Below are 20,975 nucleotides of genomic sequence, written 5' to 3'. Positions count from 1 at the left end.
CAATGCGCCTCCACTTAAGACGCAGACAAATACTTTAAGCGTTTGAATCTTAAGGCGGTTTTAGCAACTTAGCAGGGCTACCCCGCAAGCGGTTAAAGCATGAGGCGCGATAGCAAAGCGGTTATGCACTGGATTGCAAATCCACGTAGCCCGGTTCGACTCCGGGTCGCGCCTCCAACTTCTCAAAAGGAAGTTATCGCCAGAAATGGTACAGTAGGTATCCACGCTTACTATAAAAATCCTGATATGCCCGGGTGGTGGAATTGGTAGACACAGGAGACTTAAAATCTCCCGACCTCGCGGTCGTGCCGGTTCAAGTCCGGCCCCGGGCACCACTTTACATATCCGAATCTAAATATTACCAAAATTCAGATTCACCCTCATATATTAACTTCAAACAATCCCATCAAGTCTTTTGTTTGTACTGCGGTCAGCGATGCCCTTACTGTTTGAGCAGAACTCGAGCCCTGCCCCAGACTCCACTCCATCCAGCTAAACTCATCTACAGCAATCAGAGTAACAACCAGAACCCTTACTTAGTCAGATTAATCCGTCAACCAAAAAAAAGTGCGCTAAGCCCCCCCTATTTCATACCACGCTTTATTTCTTCTCTCCCCTTAAACTCACTAGGCGTCATCCCCGTGCTTCGAGAAAATTCACGATGGAAATGAGATTTTGCACTAAATCCCGCAGCCAGATAGATTTCAGTAATAGGCATTGCTTCATCTTGCCGTAATAGCGCTTTTGCCCGCTCAACACGCTGCTCATTTAGATATTGCGAAAAGCTCGCCCCATTGATGGAATTAATGGCTTGCGACAGCTGTCGTGAAGGAACCCCAAGCAACTTAGCCGCACGCGATACCGCAATACTACTCTCAGAAAGAAACAACTCCCTCGCTGAAGCCAACCCTTCCCATCGCGCAAAAATTGCCTGCAGCTCTTCTACCATTACTAAAACAGAACCCGCTCGACGACATCAAAGCGTACGACTCTATTGAATCGGTTATCTTAAAAGGTGAAGCCATAAAGCGAGAACAACTAGCTGCCAATTGAATCCAAGATTGTTTAGGCGCCACTGACTGAACATAAATACCAGTAGCGACAATAAAACCGGCAGCGCAGCCCGGGAAACACACAGACAACAGCCATCAATAGCTAATGAGCATGCTATGCACGCCCCACTAAAGCGGAGAAGAGCCAGAAATCTCTTACAATCCCAATATTTATCAATAGGTTAAAATCCCGCCCATCCCTCATGATAACTGCGATGCAGAACACGAGGCGATAGCAAGCACACACCAACACTGCACCGAACGGTGCCCACTGAGTAATTGCGGCGTCAACACAAAGATCAGCACCGCATATATAAGAACGCGCAATCACTCAGTGGCTCAAATATACGCAAGTAAGGACCCACACATACACCAAGGGCTCCCTTAATTTCATGTCAAGTCACCACTCAAAATGCGCCTACCCTCAAACACGAGTTTCCTCCATTCACACCAAACTCTACTAAGCTGAAGAATAAGGCCTCTCTATAAGTTATCAGTGCCGAAATGACTTAAAAACGAGACCAACGCTGACCCAATAGAAGACAACAAGACCTTGCACTATGGTAAAACCCATTATCTTTCCGCTAGTCGTTTACGCAGTCTTACTTGCTGCGTGTACGACGACGCCTATTGATACTTCCGATCTGCATATTCAGGAATCTATCAAGCCAGAAGGTAAAGCTCCCGCGTTGCACCAAAGCACACCACTGCCGCCTCCGCCATCAAACATTATTGAGCCGGAACGCTTTACCGTTGTAGTCAATGACGTGCCCGCCAAAGAATTATTATTTGCAATGGCGCGAGACGCCGGTCTTGATGCTGACATTAGCGCAGACGTTACAGGAAGAGTAACGCTGAATGCGCTCGACATTACGTTTAACCAGTTACTTGAGCGCATCGCAGCTCAAGCACCTCTTCGCTTTAGTCATATCAACGGTGTCATCAAAGTCGAAGCAGATACGGCCTTCTTAAAACACTATGATGTCAGCTATGTCAGCATGGGCCGCGTCAGCGAATCTAAAATTGCAATTGCAACGGAGGTATCTACGACGGGCGGAGGAGAAACACTGGGAAATGTATCGTCTACCAGCATCACCAACACATCAAAGCATGAATTTTGGGAAATGCTGAAAAACAATATCAGCAGCATTCTTGATCATCATGAGCGGCAAGCAGTAAAAACAGAACGGAGGATACGCTCCAACAACAAACAGACTGACATATCGAATGGAATAATTGACGATGCATCAGCGTTAAAAACGAACATGACGCAAGGCGCCTTAACAGCTGAATTAGAGGCCGAGCCTACAACAGAAAGTACAGACGGGGCTGACGATGCATCAACAGAGAACGGGCACCCCAATTTAATGCTAAGCCCAGAAAGTGGCGTACTGAGTGTTTTTGGCACGCAGAAACTGCATCAAGAGATTGCTACGTATTTAGCTAAAATATTGAAAGGTGCACAGAGACAGGTTTTTATTGAAGCGACTATAGTTGAAGTAGAGCTCAATGATGATTTTCAAGCCGGTGTCGATTGGAGCCGCTTAGTAATCCCTGGCACAGACGGCTTCAGCTTTACACAAGCATTAATCGGTACGAATTTAGGCGACATGCCCGTTAACACCTTGCAATACCGCAACACCAAAAGTGACTATACACTGGCCAGCACCGTTAAGCTTTTAAGTGAGTTTGGCAATACAAAGGTACTTTCCACCCCTAAAATATTAGCGCTCAACAACCAAACCGCACTGCTAAAAGTAGTCGATAACCGAGTGTACTTCACCATTAATGTAGAAACTGAAACCACTGAAACAGGGACTACTCGCACCTTTGAATCCGTGCTTCATACTTTACCTGTTGGCTTAGTCATGAGCGTAACCCCACAAACGTCGGACAACGGTGATATCACGCTCAATGTGCGCCCCACCATTTCACGTATTTTACGTTTTGTAAAAGACCCCAATCCCGCCTTAGGTGACACCGAGAGCTTTGTACCAGAAGTCTCTGTGCGCGAAATAGAAACCATACTGCGAGTACAAAATGGTGATATCGCCGTTATTGGCGGCTTAATGCAAGATAATCATAGTGACAATAGCAGCGGATTACCTACCGCCTCAAAGATTCCCTGGCTAGGAGGCTTATTTGGCTATGAAGAACGTAAAACGTCAAAATCAGAACTTGTTATTTTCATCAAACCCATAGTGGTTGAAAACCCGACGCTCAATGGTGAATTTTCAGCCTATAAACGGCTTCTAAATAACTCTTCACCCGCTACAAATCAAAAGAACAGCATGGGCACGATTGAACCGGAGGCACGCTAAGAATGAGCCTACTCCTTGACACATTGCGCCAGTCTGCAAAAAACAAAGCGGCTGAAGACGAAGAGATCGACAACTTCACGCTAGATGACAGCACACTTGAAGAGCTATCGGAAATCGAAGATAAACCCCACCCTAGTGATGCTGCAATACCCAGTGATGATTCGATAATAGAAACAGAAGGCCAAACTGCACAGTGTATTGATACTGTAAATAACTCGGAAAAACTGGAGACAAAAAAGACTATAGCGACGAAACCCGACACCACACCAGAAGTTGAAAAAATAACACGCAAGCAAGAAGTCGCCACCAAAGAAATCGAGACAACCCCAAAAAAAACAGCTAATGAAGCGTCAAACAATACAAACTCAACAACACCCAACACTGAACAAGCAAAGGTTAATGAAACACCTAAAAGCACAGCCGTTTTCAGCTCATCCGCGCTAAAAAAACAGAAAAAAAAACAACGTAAAAGTACGTCCAACTTTACAGCTTATACAAAATACGCATTAATTTTTATTCCTATACTGATAGCTATAGGCGTATACATTTATTCCTCAAGCACTTCAAACACATCAATTATTGAGAGTAACTATTCACCCGAAGATGACATGAGCATCGCTGAAAACGTAAAAAAACATCGAAAAACACCAAGTAATAACAATTCTGAAGACGTAGCCGTTAAAAAAACAATCGACAACAAAACGACCATTACCACAGAAAATAAGAATAACAGTCAGGAGACAACTGCCAATAAAAAAGTCTCACCAAGCGCCATAAGTGGTAACATTACCGCTAAGCAAAAAAATACAGTGGCAGATAAAAAAACATCAACTGCAACAACCGCCCTAAGTATTAAAAAAAGTAAAAAAACAAGCGCATTAACACTAGCACTAAACAATGCCTACGCCGCATTAATGGCTGGCGAACTTAACAAAGCACAAACGCTATATGAATACATTATAACCAAACACCCAAAACATATTCATGCATTACTTGCGCTAGCAAAAATACACAACGATAAAAAAGACACAGCTAAAGCAAAAGGTTTTTATGAGCGAATTTTACATATAGATAATAGCCACGCCATGGCACAGATTGGCTTATTACATGCAAACCCTTATGCACAAAATACCGTTGATGCACTATCTCAACGTTTCCCTGAAAACGCCAATATTGCAGCAGCAAAAGGTGCATTTTATGCACAGAAAGGCGATTGGCGAACAGCGCAGCAAGCTTACTTCGATGCATATTCACTTCAACCTAACAATGCAGAATTCACTTTTAACCTTGCAGTAGCCTTAGATAACTTAAATAAATACAAAACCGCAAAAACATACTACAAATCCGCTATTGCTTTAACTCAAAGTACTGAGCGTCAAACGGGCAATCATACATCCTCAACACTAGATATACGCGAAATTCAAACTCGCATTGCACAACTGGAGCGTATTGATGAACGATAAAAAACCTGTAATGCGCATTGGAGATCAATTACTTGAGCGTGGCATTATTACGCAAGATCAATTGAAAATAGCACTGCAAGAACAAAAACAGACTGGCAATCAAATTGGTAAAGTACTTATTGATCTAGGTTTTTTAAATGAGTCACTCTTAACGCATGTATTAGGTGATAGTCGTGGAGAAGAACAGATCAACCTAAGTGAGGTTGTACCCAACATGGATGCAATTTCACTTATTGATAAGCAATTAGCGCAACAATTTAAAGTATTACCCTGTGATTATGATCCGGAAAAAAAATTACTGCGCCTCGCCATGGCCGACACTTATAATATTCTGGCACTAGATCGAATAAAAGCATCACTATCGCCTGACATCACCATCATTCCTTTATTAGCTGGCGATAAAGAAATCGAAGCCAACATCGATCCCTTTTATGGCTATGAATTATCAATCGATGGTATTTTAAAAGAAATTGAAACAGGGGAATATGAAGATACACAGCAACGTGATGGCAGCGCGCAATATGCACACCCGGTAGTACGCTTAGTAGATGCGTTTTTAACAGATGCGGTTAAACGCGGCGCGTCAGATATTCACTTCGAACCTGAAGACGGATTTTTACGTGTACGATATCGTATTGATGGTATTCTCAGCCAAATACGGAGCTTACATGATAAGTACTGGTCATCCATTGTAATACGCCTAAAAGTACTTTCTGACATGAACTTAGCAGAAACACGTACACCACAAGATGGGCGAATCAATCTTATTGTTGCAGGCCACCCAATCGATTTTCGTGTCGCAAGTCAACCAACAATACATGGTGAAAATTTTGTATTGCGAATACTCGATCGTGAAAAATCAATTTTCCCATTAGAAGATTTAGACTTAAGTGAAAAAAACAAAAGTCTGATTAAGTTAATGATGGCGCGCCCCGAAGGTATCATTCTTGTTACTGGCCCAACAGGTAGCGGAAAAACAACCACGCTTTACTCAATGCTTAACCATTTAAATAATGAGCAAGTAAATATTATGACGCTCGAAGATCCAGTGGAATACCCTCTGGGTTTAATTAGACAAACATCAATTGGTCAATCATCAAAAATGAATTTTGCTGACGGCATCCGGTCGTTAATGCGGCAAGATCCTGACATCATCTTAGTCGGTGAAATCCGGGATCATGAAACAGCAGAAATGGCGTTTCGTGCAGCCATGACAGGCCATCAAGTATTTTCCACCCTGCACACCAACTCTGCAATTGGTGTATTTCCACGACTGAACGATATTGGTGTGCTTCCGGATATCATTTCCGGAAATATTATCGGAATTATTGGACAACGCCTTATTAGAAAATTGTGCATAACCTGTAAAAAAGAAAAGGAAATAGATGAAGTGGAGCGTTCATTGTTAGAAATTACGCCGGAAGAAAATATAAATACTATATTTCAAGCCGTAGGCTGTGAACGCTGTAACAATACCGGTTTCAAGGGCCGAATTGCCTTAACCGAAGTATTACGAATGGACAGTGACCTCGACGAAATGATCACGCAACGTAAATCTCAAAGGGAGATGATTCAACTGGCCGAAAGTAAAGGTTTTCGGTCGCTCGCCAGCGACGGCATTGATCAAGTAAAATCGGGCAGCACCACACTTGATGAATTGGCTCGCACTGTTGACATGACGTCACGACTGGCAGGCTAACAGCATGACTACCTATGTGTACAAAGCTATTCGTGATGACGGGAAAGTACTCAAAGGTATTATCGAAGCAAGCAACATTCACGATCTAGAATCTAAACTAGAAAAAGCTGGTTGCGAACTTATTCACTCCAAAGTAAAAATATCAAAATCATATTTCGGACAAAAGAAAATTACTCGATCCGACCTAATCGATTTCTTTATACACATGGAGCAAATGGTTGGTGCTGGTGTGCCGATCATTGAATCCTTAGTCGAATTTAAAGAGGGATTAAGCCCTAGTCAGCTTCGCACAATGAGCGAATCAATTATTTATAAGATTGAAAGTGGAAACACTTTATCCGCAGCAATGGAGTCAGAAAATAAAATATTTAGCCCACTAGTTACAGAACTAATTAAAGTAGGCGAAATAAGTGGCGAAATATCGACGATGTTCACTGAGATTAAAGAAGGCCTGGTATGGCAAGATGAACTCATCAGTAAAACAAAGAAACTAATGATGTACCCACTTTTTGTTGGATCACTTGTCTTTGGAGTTTTGTGCTTCATGATGATGTACCTTGTCCCTCAAATGACGAGCTTTATCTCAAGTTTAGGCGGTAGCTTGCCTATTCACACGCGCGCACTAATCGCAACCTCCGACTTCTTTATTGATTATTGGTACTTAGTTCTATTCACTCCCATTGCATGTGCCCTAATCATAAAAATTAGCACCAAGCGTAGTGTTAACGCAAAACTATTTTTTGACAAATTACGTTTACGCATACCTATACTGGGGACCGTATTTAAAAAAATTATTTTAGCCCGGTTTGCAACAAATTTTGCCTTACTTTATCGCTCTGGCATAGGTGTATTACAAGGCTTAGATATAACCTGTGGCATTGTCAACAACCGTTTTATCGAACAAGAAATACGCTACATTCATGATCAAGTGACAGAGGGGTCAACTATATCCGATGCATTTAGTCGCGCTCACATTTTTCCTCCTTTAGTTTTACGTATGATTAAAGCAGGTGAACACAGTGGCAGCATAGATAAAGCCTTATTGAACATTAGTTATTTTTACAATCGTGACGTAAAAGAATCTATTGATAAAGTAGAGCGCATGATAGAGCCGAGCATGACTGTCATCCTCGGTGTATTACTCGGTTGGATTATGATATCGGTATTGGGGCCGGTATATTCCTTGATTAGCGGCATGGAGATTTAACTACTATGTCGCATATACTTTATCTCTCCGACAACTTCCTCACTTTCAGCCGGCATGTGCGGGGTGCACATGCAGAGAAAGTATGCAATCTAAACTATGATAAAAAAAATACATTAGATAAGCTCAATAATTGTATTGACGAAGAATCTCCAACATCAATACACATCTGTCTAGATGTAATGGGTGAAGAAATAAAACAAGAGAAAATTCCAAAGATTGGAAAAAAAGACCGGGAACGTTTGCTGGCAAGAAAAGAGAAGTCACTATTCCATAATGCCGACTACATATGGAAACGGCACTTATATGAAGAAGAATCCGGACGCAAGGACCACATTTACTTATTACTCGGCATTTCTTTGTCGTCAATGAACAAAAGCATTATCGAAACGCTCATTCAAAAAAAAGTGGAAGTTCGAGGCATTTACCTAATACCGGCTATGCAACGAAAACTACTGAAAGTAGTCGATGACGACCAGCTACTCATAATTTCTGAAAACCACGAAGAAAACAAAAATAAATATTTATTTCGTCAAACATTTTTAAAAAACCGACAACTAAATCTTACGCGAGTCACAAGCATTTCCGGAGAAATAGACGCTGACATTTGCTACCAACTGAACAAAGAAATAGAGCGCACACATCACTTTTTGAAGAGCTCAAGACAAATTTTACCCGAAACTAAAGTCCGCGCTTTGGCGTTTATCAATCCGACCTACGCCCCCATTGTAACGGAACGCTTGAGCAACCTTAACATCAACTGTGACTACGTTAGCCTTAATGAATTAGCAAAAGAATTTGAACTCCCACAGCCAGATAGCTACACAAATCTAGCCGACTTACTTTGTCACTTAGCGATTCACTCTAATGGAAAACCAAATTTAGAACCTAAGAATTTATGTCAACAACGCACTATTCGTCTTACAAAAAAAAACATATCTTATGTAACAACCCTAACCCTTACGGTTGCCATAGCGCTATCATTTATATTTTTATTTTTGCAAGGTACATATCAAAAAAAGAGTGGACAAGAAAAAGCTATCTTATCCGAGTTGGATTATAAACAGAGCGTAATAGTTAAAAAAACCCCTGAAACATTAGTATTACCTTCTGTAATGCAACAAAGCGTGGCGCTTTATAATGAAATACAACAGAACAGCTACCATCCAACTGAAGTACTTGACACCATATCTCATGCATATGAAGGTTTTTTTGATCTTAGGATTGAAGCTATTGAATGGCGTTACGATTACACAGAAAACAATAACGAAGATGAAGATAGTGATGCTTTTCTTGACACCTTACAAAAGCCTTTGCGGCTCACCCTGACCGTTTCTGCCAAGGAACAATTAAGTAACCGTGAAGTATTAGGTCTTATACGTGAATTCAAAACGGCATTATTAGCACAAGCTGGCATCAATACAGTAGAAGAGCAACAAAGAGCCATTGATACCCGCCCCTCCGAATTATTAGAAGAACGTTTTTTATCCAGCAGGCAGCTCTCATCAGAAAAGCTGCGTATATTTAGTTTGGTTGTTACATTTCATAACGATACAGGGGATAGCGATGAAACACTATAAATCCCCCTATCAATACAATGTTCTTATTTTTATAATATGCATCTTTATTTCGATGACAATCATAATTGGTTCTTACCTTAGCTATCAGACTGCAAAGAAATCATATATATCTTTGACCAACCAGGTAAGCCAAGGCGAAAGAGCACTCATCAAACTAACCACAAAAAAAGAGCTCATTACACGTTATTCCGCCTCATTTTCTGAGTTACAAAAAAATAAATTTTACGGTGACGAAGACCGCTTACTTTGGGGTGAAGCGTTAAAGGCCATAACAAAATATCGTCAGCTATCCAGCTTAAGGTACTCGATAGGAGCACAACAGCGCATTGAAAATATCGGCCAAGAATTTTCACCCCCACTGCGATTATCACAAAGTATGATGGAGATTAATGCTGACCTTGGGCATGAAGGTGACTTCATTGATATCATCGACACTTTAATATCGTTGCCCGGCATGGTGCGCATAGTTAATTGTAATATTAAAAAATCACTCAAAGTAAAGATTGCTGCTGAAGAAAAAAACCTTGAACTAACATGCACACTGGCCTGGCTGAGCGTATCTGAATCTGCAGACATAAATACCGAGATAAACGATGCACTTGATGTTGGAGAGCCCGCGCAATGAAAGCACTCAAGGCATACATGATGTATAAAAAAAGTAAATACAACACCACCACTTACAAGCTGCTGCGCCCTCTATACAGTGCAGCTATCTATGGAGCACTAACAACAACCTCAATGCATGCTTATGCGTTAGGTGATCTAATCCTATCAGAACAACAGCGACAACAGATCGATGCACTAAGAAAAGGTGCTCCGACAACTCAACCAGTATCTGGAGATGAGGCGTCAGTAGTCATAAAAAAAACGCAAACACTTAACATTAATGGTTTTTATTATCGACAAGGTGAACCCTACACGCCTCGACTTTGGGTAAATGGGAAGCGAGCCAACAGTCGCATACTCGCACCATCAATTGCTGTACGCGATGTTGATGAAGATAAGCAAACGCTAAATTTATCTCAACCAGAAAAAAAGCACACAACAAAGATCAAAGCCGGCCAAAGTTTGGACGTTGATACGGGTTCGGTCAAAGATACACATGAGAGTCAATGACCAAGTTTAGGGCTCCAAACTCATCACCAAAGTATTTTTCGCAGCAACGCGGAGGTGCTCTGATTATCATCATGACGATTTTAGTCGTAGTCATGACATCTGTTTTTTTGAGCGAATTTGACAGTAATCACCAAATACTCGTAAAGCAGCAACGCAATGTATTAGTCTTGGCAAAAGCAAAACTCGCACTCATAAACTTTGCACTACTCTCTGATCGAGTGGCAGGCTCTACCGCTATTGGTTACTTACCCTGCCCTGACTTTAATGGTGATGGTAACAGTAACCTCCCCTGCGGCGTTACGGGTGAGAGCAGTGAAGGCTGGCTGCCGTGGAAAACATTAGGCATACCCATTTTGCGCGACGCATCTTTTACCTGTTTACGTTATGCGGTATCTGGAAATTACAAACTCGCACCAACAAGCACACTGAGCAATATGCCTCACACCGTAGGGCACTTTGTTATTCACGATAGCACCAACACTATACGTGTTGGCAGAGACGCTACAGAGTATGCACTTGCAGTTATTTTTGCTCCAGGAAGCCCGCATCAAGAACAATCACGCACACTCGGCGGCGATACAGCTACGCACTGCGGCAGCAGCGCACTAAACGCCACCAGAAACAATGCCATCAACTATTTAGACACGCTAAGCGGCGTAAATAATGCTTTGGGTACTTACAACGGTTTAGGTAATGCCGGCGACCAATCCATGCCTACAAGTAATTTTTCTGTATTCATTCAAAGCGATAGAGTCGATGGCTTTAACGACCAGCTTTTATGGGTTTCACCTCAAGATTTCACCCGTGTATACGCGAGAATGCCATGACCCTCTCATCAGTGAATTCGTTGCAGCATAAAAAAAACGGCTTCAGCCTCGTAGAAATGGCAGTTGTACTTGTTATTTTTGGCTTGGTTATAGGCGGCATGGTTGGCCCAATTAAACTGCAACTGGAAGTAATGAAGCTACGTGACACAAAAAAAACCATTGAGCTAACGACACAAACACTTGTTGGCTATGCCCTTCGCAATGGGCGTCTCCCCTGCCCCGACACAGATAACGACGGCGCCGAAAACCGTAACGGCTTGAGCTGCAGCAACGCTAGTGGTCTTGTACCTTACGCCACGCTAGGAATAACTGCTATCGACGCATGGAAGCAAACCTTAAGCTATCACGTCGATACTCGCTTTGCTGACAGCAACGATGGCAGTGGCTGCCCAGACGCCGACACACCGGGAATTTCTTTCGAAATTTGCTCAAACGGCAATATACGTATTCTAGATGCTTCAGGCGGAAGCGACATTGCAAGCGATATACCCGCTGTTGTTATATCGCACGGTAAAAACTGGGCTAGCGGCGGTGACAACGATGAACAAGAAAATCGTGACAACGACGCGAACTTTGTTGATAAAAACCATATAAATCAAGGTTATGACGACCTTGTTGGCTGGGTCAACATCAATCAACTTATTAGTGCCTTAGTTAATGCGGGGCAACTACCTTAATCCAAAACCCAAAACCATTTTTCACAATTTGTGCGCCACTTGTGTATCACTTTTTTTGTACTACATTTTTAGTATGCGGGTTGAATCAACAATCTTATTACAGAGTGCCAATTCTGCACTCAAAATTAAACATTCGCTTTCTCGGCACTAGCTCATTAATAGGCACTTATTATGAACATTTCCCAGCAACCTACCAATATGTCCCGCCAACGTGGCTTCACACTCGTAGAAATTGCCATAGTACTGGTTATCATTGGCTTACTTTTGGGCGGTGTCCTTGGTGGTCAACAGCTAATCGCAAGTGCAAAAGTGAAAGCGCAGATTCAACAGATTGATGAATTTTCAGCGATCGTTAACACCTATCAAGATAAATACGGCGCCCTTCCTGGCGACGACGCTAATGCGACAACAAACACCGGCATTGCCACATTAACCAACGGTAGCGGCAATGGTGTATTCAGTGCTAATGAAGGCGACCAACTTATATGGGAACATTTACAAGCAGCGGGACTTCTTCAAGGTTATATAGCTGCAGCTAATGGACGCTTCATCAATAAGTTTGGCCAAGAAACCTATGCCCGTTCAAATGCAGCAGGATTGCCAGGCCTTGTTATATGCGCTGCAGTACCGAATGATGTTGCACGTGAAATTGATCGTAAAATGGATAATAACGACGGTACAACCGGCACCGTCCGCCGCAACAACCAAACCGCATACCCAACTGTCGCTGGCAATAGCTGGATATGTTCGTCAGCCAGCTAAATATTCACTGCAACTGGCCTGCTGGTGTGAATTCACTTCAGGCCCCTGTAGTATTTTTGACAGCACGATTATATTCGCAGCTAAAACCAAACATGCATTCACATCAAGTATCAGTGGTTGAGCAGCTGTATATCGAGCAAGTATGAAAAATCGCCGTACCGATAAACGTTTGCTGCTCCCAGACGTTCATTAACATTGCGCATGTGTGGGCCATATTAACTGAGCAACATACCAGTAGCGGTAATAAAACCGGTAGCGTGATCTAGGAACGGCATAGACAAGATTAACACCGCCAACATCCACCCAAGGCAAGCTTGAGAACCAACGAGCACTGCACAGCCCTATAATAAAACCTTTAACAACCGTATATCAAAGATCAACACGGCATTAGGTCCGATTTTATCACCTACACCTTTTTTGCCCCAAGCCAATTCTGACGGCACAACAAATTCGTAACGAGCGCCCTCTTGCATTAACTGCAGGCCTTCGCGAATACCTGGAATTGCTTCTTTCAGACTAAATTCGTCAGGCAACCCCTCTTTATAAGTGTCACCAATAATCTTGCCGCCCACCAGCTGAATCCGCTGATTGACTTGAACACTATCACCCAGAGCCGGCACCAACCCCTCACTTTGCTCCACCAAACGATACAAAAGGCCGGTATTGGTTTGTTGTACTCCCTCCTTTTGCCGGTACTTATCGATGAACCCTTCACTGGCCTTGCGATTTTGGCCGGAAGAACCTTTATTAAGTTTATTTTTTGCCATTATCTTAACTTTTCACTGTTTTAGTTATTTCGACCACCCAAACGCAGCAACGGATTTAAACGCGCGCCTGCAGGCCGTTGCAAACAGCCTGCCTTACCCCAGCAAACTCGTGATAACACTAACAGCAAAGCCCACATAAAAAACACGTATTTTAGATTGATTATTTACGCGCGATTTAACCTAGCCCTGCCGGTAAGGGACGAGGTTACTGAACAACCACTCAAACACGGAATTAAGGCTGCCCAACCGTTTGGGTAACTATTCAGCCATGCTCAAATAGGCCGGAAAATTGATCATTTGCTGGGCCGCTCAAGCCATCTACGATTTTGTGCTCCTGCAAAATCTACCCCCACGCATCCATGCTGGGGCTGGGCGCTATGCAAGAGCTCTGGAAAACATGCTCCTGCGTTTTCTCCCCCTTGCTATCCCTGCAAGGCCCGACGCTTGAATACCCAGAAAACAATCAATTCGCCTTTTAGGTCGGCATTATTTCTAACCCACATGAAGAGTTACCCGCTTTGTATCACTGGCGATTTTAACGACACCGAACACAACGCCATACTACAGGCCTTTACCGGCATCCAGAACGCCAGCCTAGTACTCACCTTGCCGCCAGAACAACGTTTTGACTACAATCACCGCGGCAAGCTGCAAGTTTTGATGCACGGCATATTGCCGAAATCACTTCTAGACGCGGGTAAAACGACCTACGAAATCATTCACGGCAACGAACTTATCGGCGTAGAGCCCGGCGCACAAACGGATAAACCCAGCGACCACGCTTACGTGATTGCTAAAATCAACCTAACGTAGCCGGCTGCTAACCTAAACCAGCGAATACTTTGAATACAGAAGATCGCGGCGTTAATGCCGCCCACCTTCGCAATTTTGAGCGCAACAAACTCAAGGACATCGCTAAATATGCACTACAGACAACAGACTAAATCCTGAACAAAAAAATGCTGTCACTTACACAATCGACCCAGCGTAATTGACAGCATTTTTTAGCAAATTTAATGATTCGACCAACAACATCGATGCCACCGAATTTGATCGTACACCCAGTGAATATTTATTTAACGCTTAGCCTTAACGTAATTAACTACATCAATCATAGGCGCTACCCAAAGGTCGCTTTTTTTCTTATTAAGATAAGTAATCAACGCATCGTGCGCCTCTTTTGAAACATCCAAACCGTGCTCGCCGCCAACGCCGTGAAACAGAAACACCACCAGCGCGCCTTTTTCAATAGCCTCGTCAACACGGCCAATTAATTTTTCGGTGCTGTCACCCATTATCATAAACGAACGAATATCACTTAAATCCATGGTGTCGATTTTTTCATAGCCGCCTTGCACTCCTCTCGCGCCAGGGAAGTTTTTCATCACCTGCCCCACAAAGGATTCTCCGCCTGCGGTTTTATCGCCACAAGTATAAGCAAAAGTTCGCTCAGACTTCCCGTCAACTGCCTGCAGCAAGACATTTGTCATGGCTATATTATCGACCATGCGCTGCACACTCCACGTCGAAAGATCAGTCGCCTTGCTAACCCAGTCACGTCCAGGCTGGCTGCCATCACACGGGTGGAACATCGTGTGATTACCCAACTCATGCCCCGCTTTCGCCATTGCACGCCACTCAGAAATTCGCGACTTAAAAGGCTCGCTACTCACCGTGACATAAAAAGTCCCCTTAAACTTGTGCTTATCCAGCGTTTTCATCGCGTTATCAAGGTGCACACCTAAAGCATCGTCATACGTTAAAACAACAGCTGCTTTTTTACCCTTCCAATCCCCTGCTGCTGCCATAGCAGAACTGACCAACAACAAGAAAATCACTAATATCTTCATGCGCAAACGCCCTTTACATTAAAAAAGATGTCATAAGTGTAGAGCCCAACAGCCCAAGCAGCCAATTTAGGGGCGAGGAAACACAAAAAATCCCGCCCTGTTTCCAGAGCGGGATTTTATTTCAGCAAGCTTAGCCCCTAGCCACTACTGTATCTATCAAGTAATAAGGCACTAAACCTATTAACGTGAAGGGAATTACATACCCCAAACGTCTCTGATCATATTCATCTTCACGTTATCGACTTCATCCCAATAACCCCAGCTTTTGCCGTCTTGCGTATAACGATGCTCGAAGACACCGCCAGTATCCGCAGACTCAGGGTTAATACCCCAGTAGCAAGATTCAATGCTTTCTTCTTTCATATACTTAGCAAATTGCTTCTGCCACTGGAAGTCGATATTAGCTTCGCCAGTTCCGTTAGTAATGTGATCCCAGGCATCAGCCTCAGATTGGCGAGCGCCGCCACCTGTTGGCCAATAACGGTTACCACCCCACTCCCCAATAATAGTGGCATAACCCATATCACGTAGGAAGCCGAAATGCTCATCCCAACCAGGCTTAAGACGATCGTATTCCATAATCATATCGCAGCCATGCTCTGCTGCTTCTTCACCGTGTAAACCCTCACAAGTTGGGTCTTTATCAAGGTTCATAAAGTGAGCTTGCTGATATACCGCAGGGCCGTAAGTATGTGGCGAGATAATTAAACGGTCTTGTGGAATATTAAGTGGGCGATCCATAAAGCCGAAGAGGTTCTCCCCCCAGTTAGGATTAGTCGCCATATCGCCATGAGGCTCTTCTTCATTTGTGCTGTTACCACCAGATATACCTTGCACAAAGATCAGCAGGTTGGGGTTGTTTGCCTCAATCACAGCGTACGCTTTTTCTGCCAAGGTTGCCCACTGATCCCACGTGTAATCCCAGGGTTCGTTAAAGATATCAATACCAATAACATTAGGATGATCTTTCGCCAACACGGCTATTGTCTTGATATCTTCTAACCATTTCGCCTCGTTATAGGCATGAACCGTTACGCCCGCGCCACCCTCACCACAGCTGTAGTTTTCACGGGTGAATTTGTAATCCGCACCACGATCTTTATCAACATATGGCGGTGACATATCCAAACGACCTGCACGCCAGCCCACATAATTTGAGCAAGAGTGAATGTCGATCATGACATTAACATTTTCAGATTCAGCGGTATTAAGGAAGCCGATCATTGCTTCATAAGCATCGGCATAAGGGTAAGCCGTGTAAATATTTTTAAGATTCGGACCCTTCAAATCAGCTGGCGCATTTTGATCTAAGTAACCTTTGCCGTCCGGATGCCCTTTTACTAAAGTCTGAGGCGCTATCGGTAAGCGGATTGTATTAAAACCCAGACCTTTAATTTCAGTCATATCGTTTTCCATCGTGCGGCCGGTGTCATCCCACCACATATTACCGATGTAAAGCTCCATAGGCGCCGGACCAGCTTCTTCATGCTGCCCTTCTAGGCCAAACCAGTTACCACAACGAATAGGTAAGTCCTGCCCATTTTTAGTAACCTTGCCGTTTTTAACACGGAAAATACCGTTAGTACCCGATTGGGGCGGCTGATAATTTGCGACAAACTCCGCAATCTTTTCAGCAGGCGTGAGATCTGCATTGGATGCAGAAGAAACTGCAGCAGCAGATGAAACTGTCGCAGCCATCGAAGAAGCCACTACAGGCGCAGATGATGCCGTTTGTGCAGTAGAGCTATTACCGGTACCCACGGCGTCGCTAGAAGAAGATTCCGTTTCGGTACCCACACAAGCCGTTAGTGCAGCAATCGATACCGCTAAAAATGTATGCTTAGCGATTACCTTACCGCCAAGCCAATTAAAATTATCAATCATTAAATTCTCCGAATGTAGCGATTATTTTTATTTAAAGCCGTGTCCAAAATAAAACGTTCAAAAAACACTTTTTGTTTTCCCAGCCTAAACAGCCGAAAAAACTTCGATTTCACATGCCGACTAATGAATCAATGATCGGGTGCCGAGCCATGGTAAGTAAAGGAATTTATCGGTAGAAAATGTGACACCACCAACACTTCCAATCAAATGATCAAGGGTAATAGCGTAGGCAGAAAGTCTTAACCCGGCAATTAAAATACACCTCAAAAACACTCATAAGCTTTTTAATATGTTTGCTTGTGACAACAATCACACTAAAAATAAAACCATTTATCTTCAAGAAAATAATTATGCATTAAATAATGCAACGCTTAGCGACACTCAGAAACAACAAGAATTACAAATGGTTATCACGCCCAACTAAGCTTACGCCGTTAGCTTATAAACAAAGTGATAACCATACAGGTGATAAAAAACCTAGATATACAATTATGAAAAAAGGTAGAGGTCGCGTACAAAGTGGCGTAGCAGCGGGCCAACAGAATAATGACACCGGTGCAATAAATAGTGAGACGTGCAAGGGGCGCAGAAAGGATATCAAAATCAAGAATTTAGACATGAGAGGTATCCCCCCCCATCCCTTGCTGCTTAAACGAAAAAGCCCAGCTTTGCTGGGCTTTTTTTGTATCTAGAATAAAAAATTATATAAAAACTATTAACCGTCACAATCCGGGCCATCATTCGGAATTAAATGTTCATAGCGAGAATCAGTTAGCGTAATTAAAAAGCACACCATAGCCTCCACTTTTTCAGGCGTTAGTTTTTTTCCATCTTCTAACTCTGTAAAGCTGATATTTTCAGGCACTTCTGGCGCACCCCACGCTTCGCCGGTTTCAGGGTTGACCGTGAATTCGCTACTTGTTAAATACTGATCATAAAACTCAACAACAGTACTTAAGCGTTTAAAAACACCGTTATGCATGTAAGGCCCTGTCACGGCAATATTGCGTAAGGTCGGGACTTTAAACTTTCCTTTTTCCTGCGCATCCGTTATTAGCGGGTTATCGAACAAACCCTGATCAATATAACCATCGCCTTTGCTATTTTTCGCTCTCACCGCTTTATTCACAGGAATACCAATGTTGTGATACTCATAGCGCGTAAATAGTTCTTGCCGGTGACTATTGGGTTGTAACTGATGGCAAGTGGCGCAGTTAGTAAATTGTTGCGAGAAAAATAAGGCTTTACCCTCGGCAGCCTTAGAGAGAGGATCGTAAAAGTACTCGCCGCGTAAATAGCGGTCATACTTGGAATCAAAAGGCGAAAACTCCGGTGACTCCTCAAACGCTGCCACGCTTTGGGTAAAGGCCGCATAGGCTTCGCTTTCGTCATCCCAGACCCTTTCGCCAAATAACTGCTTAAAAGCCGAAACGTATAATGGGTTTTCCTGCAACCGCTCAACCGCTTGCGCCTTATCCGCCAAGCCCATTTCAATAGCATTTAACGGCGGCCCACCGGCCTGCCCCTGTAAATCACTCTCGCGACCATCGCCAAACTGGCCACCTTCATAACCACTGTAATCAGACTGCTGACTATTAAAACGCGCGTGCGTCGCAACACCAAAAGTTGGCGAAAAAGCCGCATATGCCGCAGATGGTGTATTGCGATCCCCCAAAGAAAAGCCATCGTCGCCCAAAGATACCGCTGCCACCGCCCCATCATCACCCAAACGGTTATCGATAAAAGCGTGCTCCGGGTTATGGCACGTTGCGCACGACTGCGACCGATTCAACGAAAGATTCTCATCAAAAAATAAGCTTTCTCCCAAAGCCGCTTTGGTCGCGAATACAGCGGCTTCACTCGAAGTTACGCCTGAGTTTGAACCACTAGAGCCACAGCCCGTTAATGCTTGCACGCAAAAGGCAGCCAGTAACCAGCGCCCTAAAAAATATTGTTTCATGAAAACCACACAGCAAAGAAATGACCACCAAACCAAGCAGCTATAGCGGGGCAAGCCAAACAACACGAATGGCAACTTCAAAAATAATAACGCAGAAACACATCAATACTCAAGAAATAAGAATGATTAGCTTCTTGATAATCATTACCACTTACATTAGCATATCTAAAACTCAGCAAAGCCACTGCGCTGCGCGCTTATCATTTATTTAGGTAACCGGAGATTTAACGATGAAAATACAAACGCTTAGCGCCATGATTACAGCTAGCATCGCCATTACGGCATGCGGTAGCAGTGGGAACAGTAATTCAACCGCCACTTCATCAACAGCGAATAACCTCGTATCGACCATTGTGGTTGCCGATGTTCAAAAAGTGCTTAAAACAAACGCAGACATTGCCCTCGCCGCTTACACCGACTCCGTCGAAACCGCAAAACAGCTGCAAACAGCACTCGAAGCCTTCAAGGCTGAACCTACGCAAGCTAATCTTAATGCCGCCAAAATGGCTTGGCTTGTGGCGCGCGAACCCTATGGCCAAACAGAGGTGTATCGCTTTCGCCTTAGCCCTATCGATTCAACAAATTACCAAGATGAAGATGGCCCCGAAGGCGATATTAATGCCTGGCCCTTAGGCGAAGGTTTAATTGACTACGTCGTTACGGGCACCGATTTTGGCGACGATCAGGTGGGCGTAACCCTTCATACCACAGGCGTTGATTACCCCAATAAAACAATCATCAATTCCACCGAAATTGAAATTAACGCCGCGCTTATCAGCAATACCGCCACCGCACCGGATGAGCACGATGTAATTGCCGGCTACCACGCCATCGAATTTTTATTGTGGGGGCAAGATCTCAATATAGACGGCAGCCCCGATACTGAAGCTAGCCGTGAAATGTCTACGGGAATGAACATTCTTAACTCCGGTGGCCACCGCCCGCTTGAAGATTTCACCACCAACGATTTTGCCGATCGCCGTCACACCTTTCTTGAAGTGGTTACCCAAAAACTCATAGACGATCTCGAAAGTGTTCGCGATGGCTGGAGCGAAGGCGCCGTTTATCGCGAAGCTTTCACCACCGTTAACGACGCGGCTACCGCCAAACAAAAGCTCACCGAAATTTTGATTGGCATGGGCACTTTGTCTGAAGGTGAACTTGCCGGTGAACGTATTCAAATAGCCTTTCGTGGCAACTCGCAAGAAGATGAGCACTCGTGCTTTTCCGATAATACCCACCGCGACATTTGGCTAAATGCCGAAGGCGTTAGCAACAGCTACTATGGCGAATACGCCGGTTACGATAGCGACCTTGATGGCACCGATGATGTCACCACAAACGCCGTCGTAAACGGCTTCGGCATTGACGATTATCTAGCCAGCGTTTCTTTAACAGCCTTGGCCACCAGTATGGAAGCGGCATTAACCGCGACATGGGAAAACCTAGAGGCCGTAGATGCCTCTGCCCGTGCCGGCAGCCCAGTAGATGTGCTAATTATGGATAACAACAACCGAGATAATGTACTCGCAAAAACCATTATTTCACTGTCTGCCCAAGCGAATGTTATTGCCCAAGTCGCCGTCGCCCTTGAAATTGACGATACCGTTGTCGACCCCGACGCCTCCGATTGCAACACCAGCGATCCTTCAGCCGATTGCGATGCATAAGGTATGAGAATTGTACGCCGGCCGCTTAGGCTGCCGGCGCACATTCACGAATCACTAATCGTAACTACTCAGGTAGGGTCAGGTAGGGTCAGGTAGGGTCGAAATGACGCTCACCAAAAAGGCGAATTGATTGTTTTCTGGGC

18 protein-coding genes and 2 tRNA genes are annotated in these 20,975 nt (G+C 43.9%); 15 read left to right on the top strand and 5 right to left on the bottom strand.

The features are described 5' to 3' along the window. Positions 1-103 precede the first annotated feature (103 nt). Both AC3A8L_RS09895 and AC3A8L_RS09890 read left to right on the top strand, forming a co-directional pair. Positions 104-177: transfer RNA gene (locus AC3A8L_RS09895), tRNA-Cys, on the top strand. A 71-nt stretch (positions 178-248) separates the two neighbouring features. Next, positions 249-335 (top strand) — tRNA-Leu (locus tag AC3A8L_RS09890). Positions 336-583: 248 nt separating this feature from the next. Here the strand turns inward: AC3A8L_RS09890 and AC3A8L_RS09885 are convergent. Next, positions 584-949, bottom strand: coding sequence for a helix-turn-helix domain-containing protein (locus AC3A8L_RS09885; protein WP_487962086.1), 366 nt, complete (start codon positions 947-949; stop codon positions 584-586). A gap of 663 nt (positions 950-1,612) precedes the next feature. Here AC3A8L_RS09885 and mshL point away from each other — a divergent pair. From mshL to AC3A8L_RS09835, 10 genes are all read left to right on the top strand, one after another. After that, positions 1,613-3,373, top strand: coding sequence for a pilus (MSHA type) biogenesis protein MshL (gene mshL, locus AC3A8L_RS09880; RefSeq protein WP_487962085.1), 1,761 nt, complete (start codon positions 1,613-1,615; stop codon positions 3,371-3,373). A gap of 2 nt (positions 3,374-3,375) precedes the next feature. After that, positions 3,376-4,836 (top strand): tetratricopeptide repeat protein, encoded by a 1,461-nt coding sequence (locus AC3A8L_RS09875; RefSeq protein ID WP_487962084.1) that lies wholly within the window; start codon positions 3,376-3,378, stop codon positions 4,834-4,836. Then, positions 4,826-6,535, top strand: a complete 1,710-nt coding sequence (locus AC3A8L_RS09870; protein WP_487962083.1) for a GspE/PulE family protein — start codon at positions 4,826-4,828, stop codon at positions 6,533-6,535. Before AC3A8L_RS09875 ends, AC3A8L_RS09870 begins: the two co-directional genes overlap by 11 nt. Before the next feature lie 4 nt (positions 6,536-6,539). Then, the gene (locus AC3A8L_RS09865; protein ID WP_487962082.1) at positions 6,540-7,742 is read left to right on the top strand and encodes a type II secretion system F family protein; all 1,203 of its coding nucleotides are present in this window, start codon (positions 6,540-6,542) and stop codon (positions 7,740-7,742) included. A 5-nt stretch (positions 7,743-7,747) separates the two neighbouring features. Beyond that, complete coding sequence (locus AC3A8L_RS09860; protein ID WP_487962081.1) at positions 7,748-9,319, top strand: hypothetical protein; 1,572 nt, start codon at positions 7,748-7,750, stop codon at positions 9,317-9,319. A gap of 52 nt (positions 9,320-9,371) precedes the next feature. Then, positions 9,372-9,944: a hypothetical protein gene (locus AC3A8L_RS09855; RefSeq protein WP_487962080.1), complete on the top strand. Its 573-nt coding sequence runs from the start codon at positions 9,372-9,374 to the stop codon at positions 9,942-9,944. Next, complete coding sequence (locus AC3A8L_RS09850) at positions 9,941-10,435, top strand: hypothetical protein (RefSeq protein ID WP_487962079.1); 495 nt, start codon at positions 9,941-9,943, stop codon at positions 10,433-10,435. The genes AC3A8L_RS09855 and AC3A8L_RS09850 overlap by 4 nt, the downstream gene beginning before the upstream one ends. Next, a complete protein-coding gene (locus tag AC3A8L_RS09845) occupies positions 10,432-11,262 on the top strand; it encodes a hypothetical protein (protein ID WP_487962078.1) in 831 nt (276 codons plus the stop codon). The genes AC3A8L_RS09850 and AC3A8L_RS09845 overlap by 4 nt, the downstream gene beginning before the upstream one ends. Beyond that, on the top strand, positions 11,259-11,939 hold the full coding sequence (locus AC3A8L_RS09840; RefSeq protein ID WP_487962077.1) for a type II secretion system protein: 681 nt from the start codon (positions 11,259-11,261) through the stop codon (positions 11,937-11,939). The genes AC3A8L_RS09845 and AC3A8L_RS09840 overlap by 4 nt, the downstream gene beginning before the upstream one ends. Before the next feature lie 171 nt (positions 11,940-12,110). Further along, on the top strand, positions 12,111-12,701 hold the full coding sequence (locus AC3A8L_RS09835) for a prepilin-type N-terminal cleavage/methylation domain-containing protein (protein WP_487962076.1): 591 nt from the start codon (positions 12,111-12,113) through the stop codon (positions 12,699-12,701). A gap of 341 nt (positions 12,702-13,042) precedes the next feature. Here the strand turns inward: AC3A8L_RS09835 and AC3A8L_RS09830 are convergent, their stop codons facing one another. Then, complete coding sequence (locus tag AC3A8L_RS09830; protein WP_487962075.1) at positions 13,043-13,468, bottom strand: FKBP-type peptidyl-prolyl cis-trans isomerase; 426 nt, start codon at positions 13,466-13,468, stop codon at positions 13,043-13,045. 444 nt (positions 13,469-13,912) lie between these two features. Here AC3A8L_RS09830 and AC3A8L_RS09825 point away from each other — a divergent pair, with 444 nt between their 5' ends. Continuing rightward, positions 13,913-14,281 carry a hypothetical protein gene (locus AC3A8L_RS09825; protein ID WP_487962074.1) on the top strand — a complete coding sequence of 123 codons (369 nt, stop codon included), beginning with the start codon at positions 13,913-13,915 and terminating at the stop codon, positions 14,279-14,281. A 263-nt stretch (positions 14,282-14,544) separates the two neighbouring features. Here AC3A8L_RS09825 and AC3A8L_RS09820 read toward each other — a convergent pair whose 3' ends face one another. Both AC3A8L_RS09820 and AC3A8L_RS09815 read right to left on the bottom strand, forming a co-directional pair. Then, positions 14,545-15,318 carry a polysaccharide deacetylase family protein gene (locus tag AC3A8L_RS09820; RefSeq protein ID WP_487962073.1) on the bottom strand — a complete coding sequence of 258 codons (774 nt, stop codon included), beginning with the start codon at positions 15,316-15,318 and terminating at the stop codon, positions 14,545-14,547. A gap of 195 nt (positions 15,319-15,513) precedes the next feature. Continuing rightward, positions 15,514-17,202, bottom strand: coding sequence for a glycoside hydrolase family 5 protein (locus AC3A8L_RS09815; RefSeq protein ID WP_487962072.1), 1,689 nt, complete (start codon positions 17,200-17,202; stop codon positions 15,514-15,516). A gap of 362 nt (positions 17,203-17,564) precedes the next feature. Here AC3A8L_RS09815 and AC3A8L_RS09810 point away from each other — a divergent pair, with 362 nt between their 5' ends. Then, the gene (locus AC3A8L_RS09810; protein WP_487962071.1) at positions 17,565-17,894 is read left to right on the top strand and encodes a hypothetical protein; all 330 of its coding nucleotides are present in this window, start codon (positions 17,565-17,567) and stop codon (positions 17,892-17,894) included. Between the two features lie 23 nt (positions 17,895-17,917). Here AC3A8L_RS09810 and AC3A8L_RS09805 read toward each other — a convergent pair whose 3' ends face one another. Further along, on the bottom strand, positions 17,918-19,162 hold the full coding sequence (locus tag AC3A8L_RS09805) for a cytochrome-c peroxidase (protein ID WP_487962070.1): 1,245 nt from the start codon (positions 19,160-19,162) through the stop codon (positions 17,918-17,920). A gap of 230 nt (positions 19,163-19,392) precedes the next feature. Between AC3A8L_RS09805 and AC3A8L_RS09800 the strand changes: the two genes are divergently transcribed. Further along, positions 19,393-20,832: an imelysin family protein gene (locus AC3A8L_RS09800; RefSeq protein WP_487962069.1), complete on the top strand. Its 1,440-nt coding sequence runs from the start codon at positions 19,393-19,395 to the stop codon at positions 20,830-20,832. Positions 20,833-20,975: the final 143 nt, after the last annotated feature.

It is taken from the genome of Marinagarivorans sp. (genome assembly GCF_982758155.1).
The sequence above is the reverse complement of the archived record's forward strand: the minus strand, read 5'-3'. Positions and strand labels throughout refer to the sequence as shown.

Coding starts and splice junctions, on each gene's coding strand:
- AC3A8L_RS09885 (WP_487962086.1), bottom strand. CDS start 949: ATGGTAGAAGAGCTGCAGGCAATTTTTGCGCGATGGGAAGGGTTGGCT.
- mshL (WP_487962085.1), top strand. CDS start 1,613: ATGGTAAAACCCATTATCTTTCCGCTAGTCGTTTACGCAGTCTTACTT.
- AC3A8L_RS09875 (WP_487962084.1), top strand. CDS start 3,376: ATGAGCCTACTCCTTGACACATTGCGCCAGTCTGCAAAAAACAAAGCG.
- AC3A8L_RS09870 (WP_487962083.1), top strand. CDS start 4,826: ATGAACGATAAAAAACCTGTAATGCGCATTGGAGATCAATTACTTGAG.
- AC3A8L_RS09865 (WP_487962082.1), top strand. CDS start 6,540: ATGACTACCTATGTGTACAAAGCTATTCGTGATGACGGGAAAGTACTC.
- AC3A8L_RS09860 (WP_487962081.1), top strand. CDS start 7,748: ATGTCGCATATACTTTATCTCTCCGACAACTTCCTCACTTTCAGCCGG.
- AC3A8L_RS09855 (WP_487962080.1), top strand. CDS start 9,372: ATGACAATCATAATTGGTTCTTACCTTAGCTATCAGACTGCAAAGAAA.
- AC3A8L_RS09850 (WP_487962079.1), top strand. CDS start 9,941: ATGAAAGCACTCAAGGCATACATGATGTATAAAAAAAGTAAATACAAC.
- AC3A8L_RS09845 (WP_487962078.1), top strand. CDS start 10,432: ATGACCAAGTTTAGGGCTCCAAACTCATCACCAAAGTATTTTTCGCAG.
- AC3A8L_RS09840 (WP_487962077.1), top strand. CDS start 11,259: ATGACCCTCTCATCAGTGAATTCGTTGCAGCATAAAAAAAACGGCTTC.
- AC3A8L_RS09835 (WP_487962076.1), top strand. CDS start 12,111: ATGAACATTTCCCAGCAACCTACCAATATGTCCCGCCAACGTGGCTTC.
- AC3A8L_RS09830 (WP_487962075.1), bottom strand. CDS start 13,468: ATGGCAAAAAATAAACTTAATAAAGGTTCTTCCGGCCAAAATCGCAAG.
- AC3A8L_RS09820 (WP_487962073.1), bottom strand. CDS start 15,318: ATGAAGATATTAGTGATTTTCTTGTTGTTGGTCAGTTCTGCTATGGCA.
- AC3A8L_RS09815 (WP_487962072.1), bottom strand. CDS start 17,202: ATGATTGATAATTTTAATTGGCTTGGCGGTAAGGTAATCGCTAAGCAT.
- AC3A8L_RS09810 (WP_487962071.1), top strand. CDS start 17,565: ATGCAACGCTTAGCGACACTCAGAAACAACAAGAATTACAAATGGTTA.
- AC3A8L_RS09805 (WP_487962070.1), bottom strand. CDS start 19,162: ATGAAACAATATTTTTTAGGGCGCTGGTTACTGGCTGCCTTTTGCGTG.
- AC3A8L_RS09800 (WP_487962069.1), top strand. CDS start 19,393: ATGAAAATACAAACGCTTAGCGCCATGATTACAGCTAGCATCGCCATT.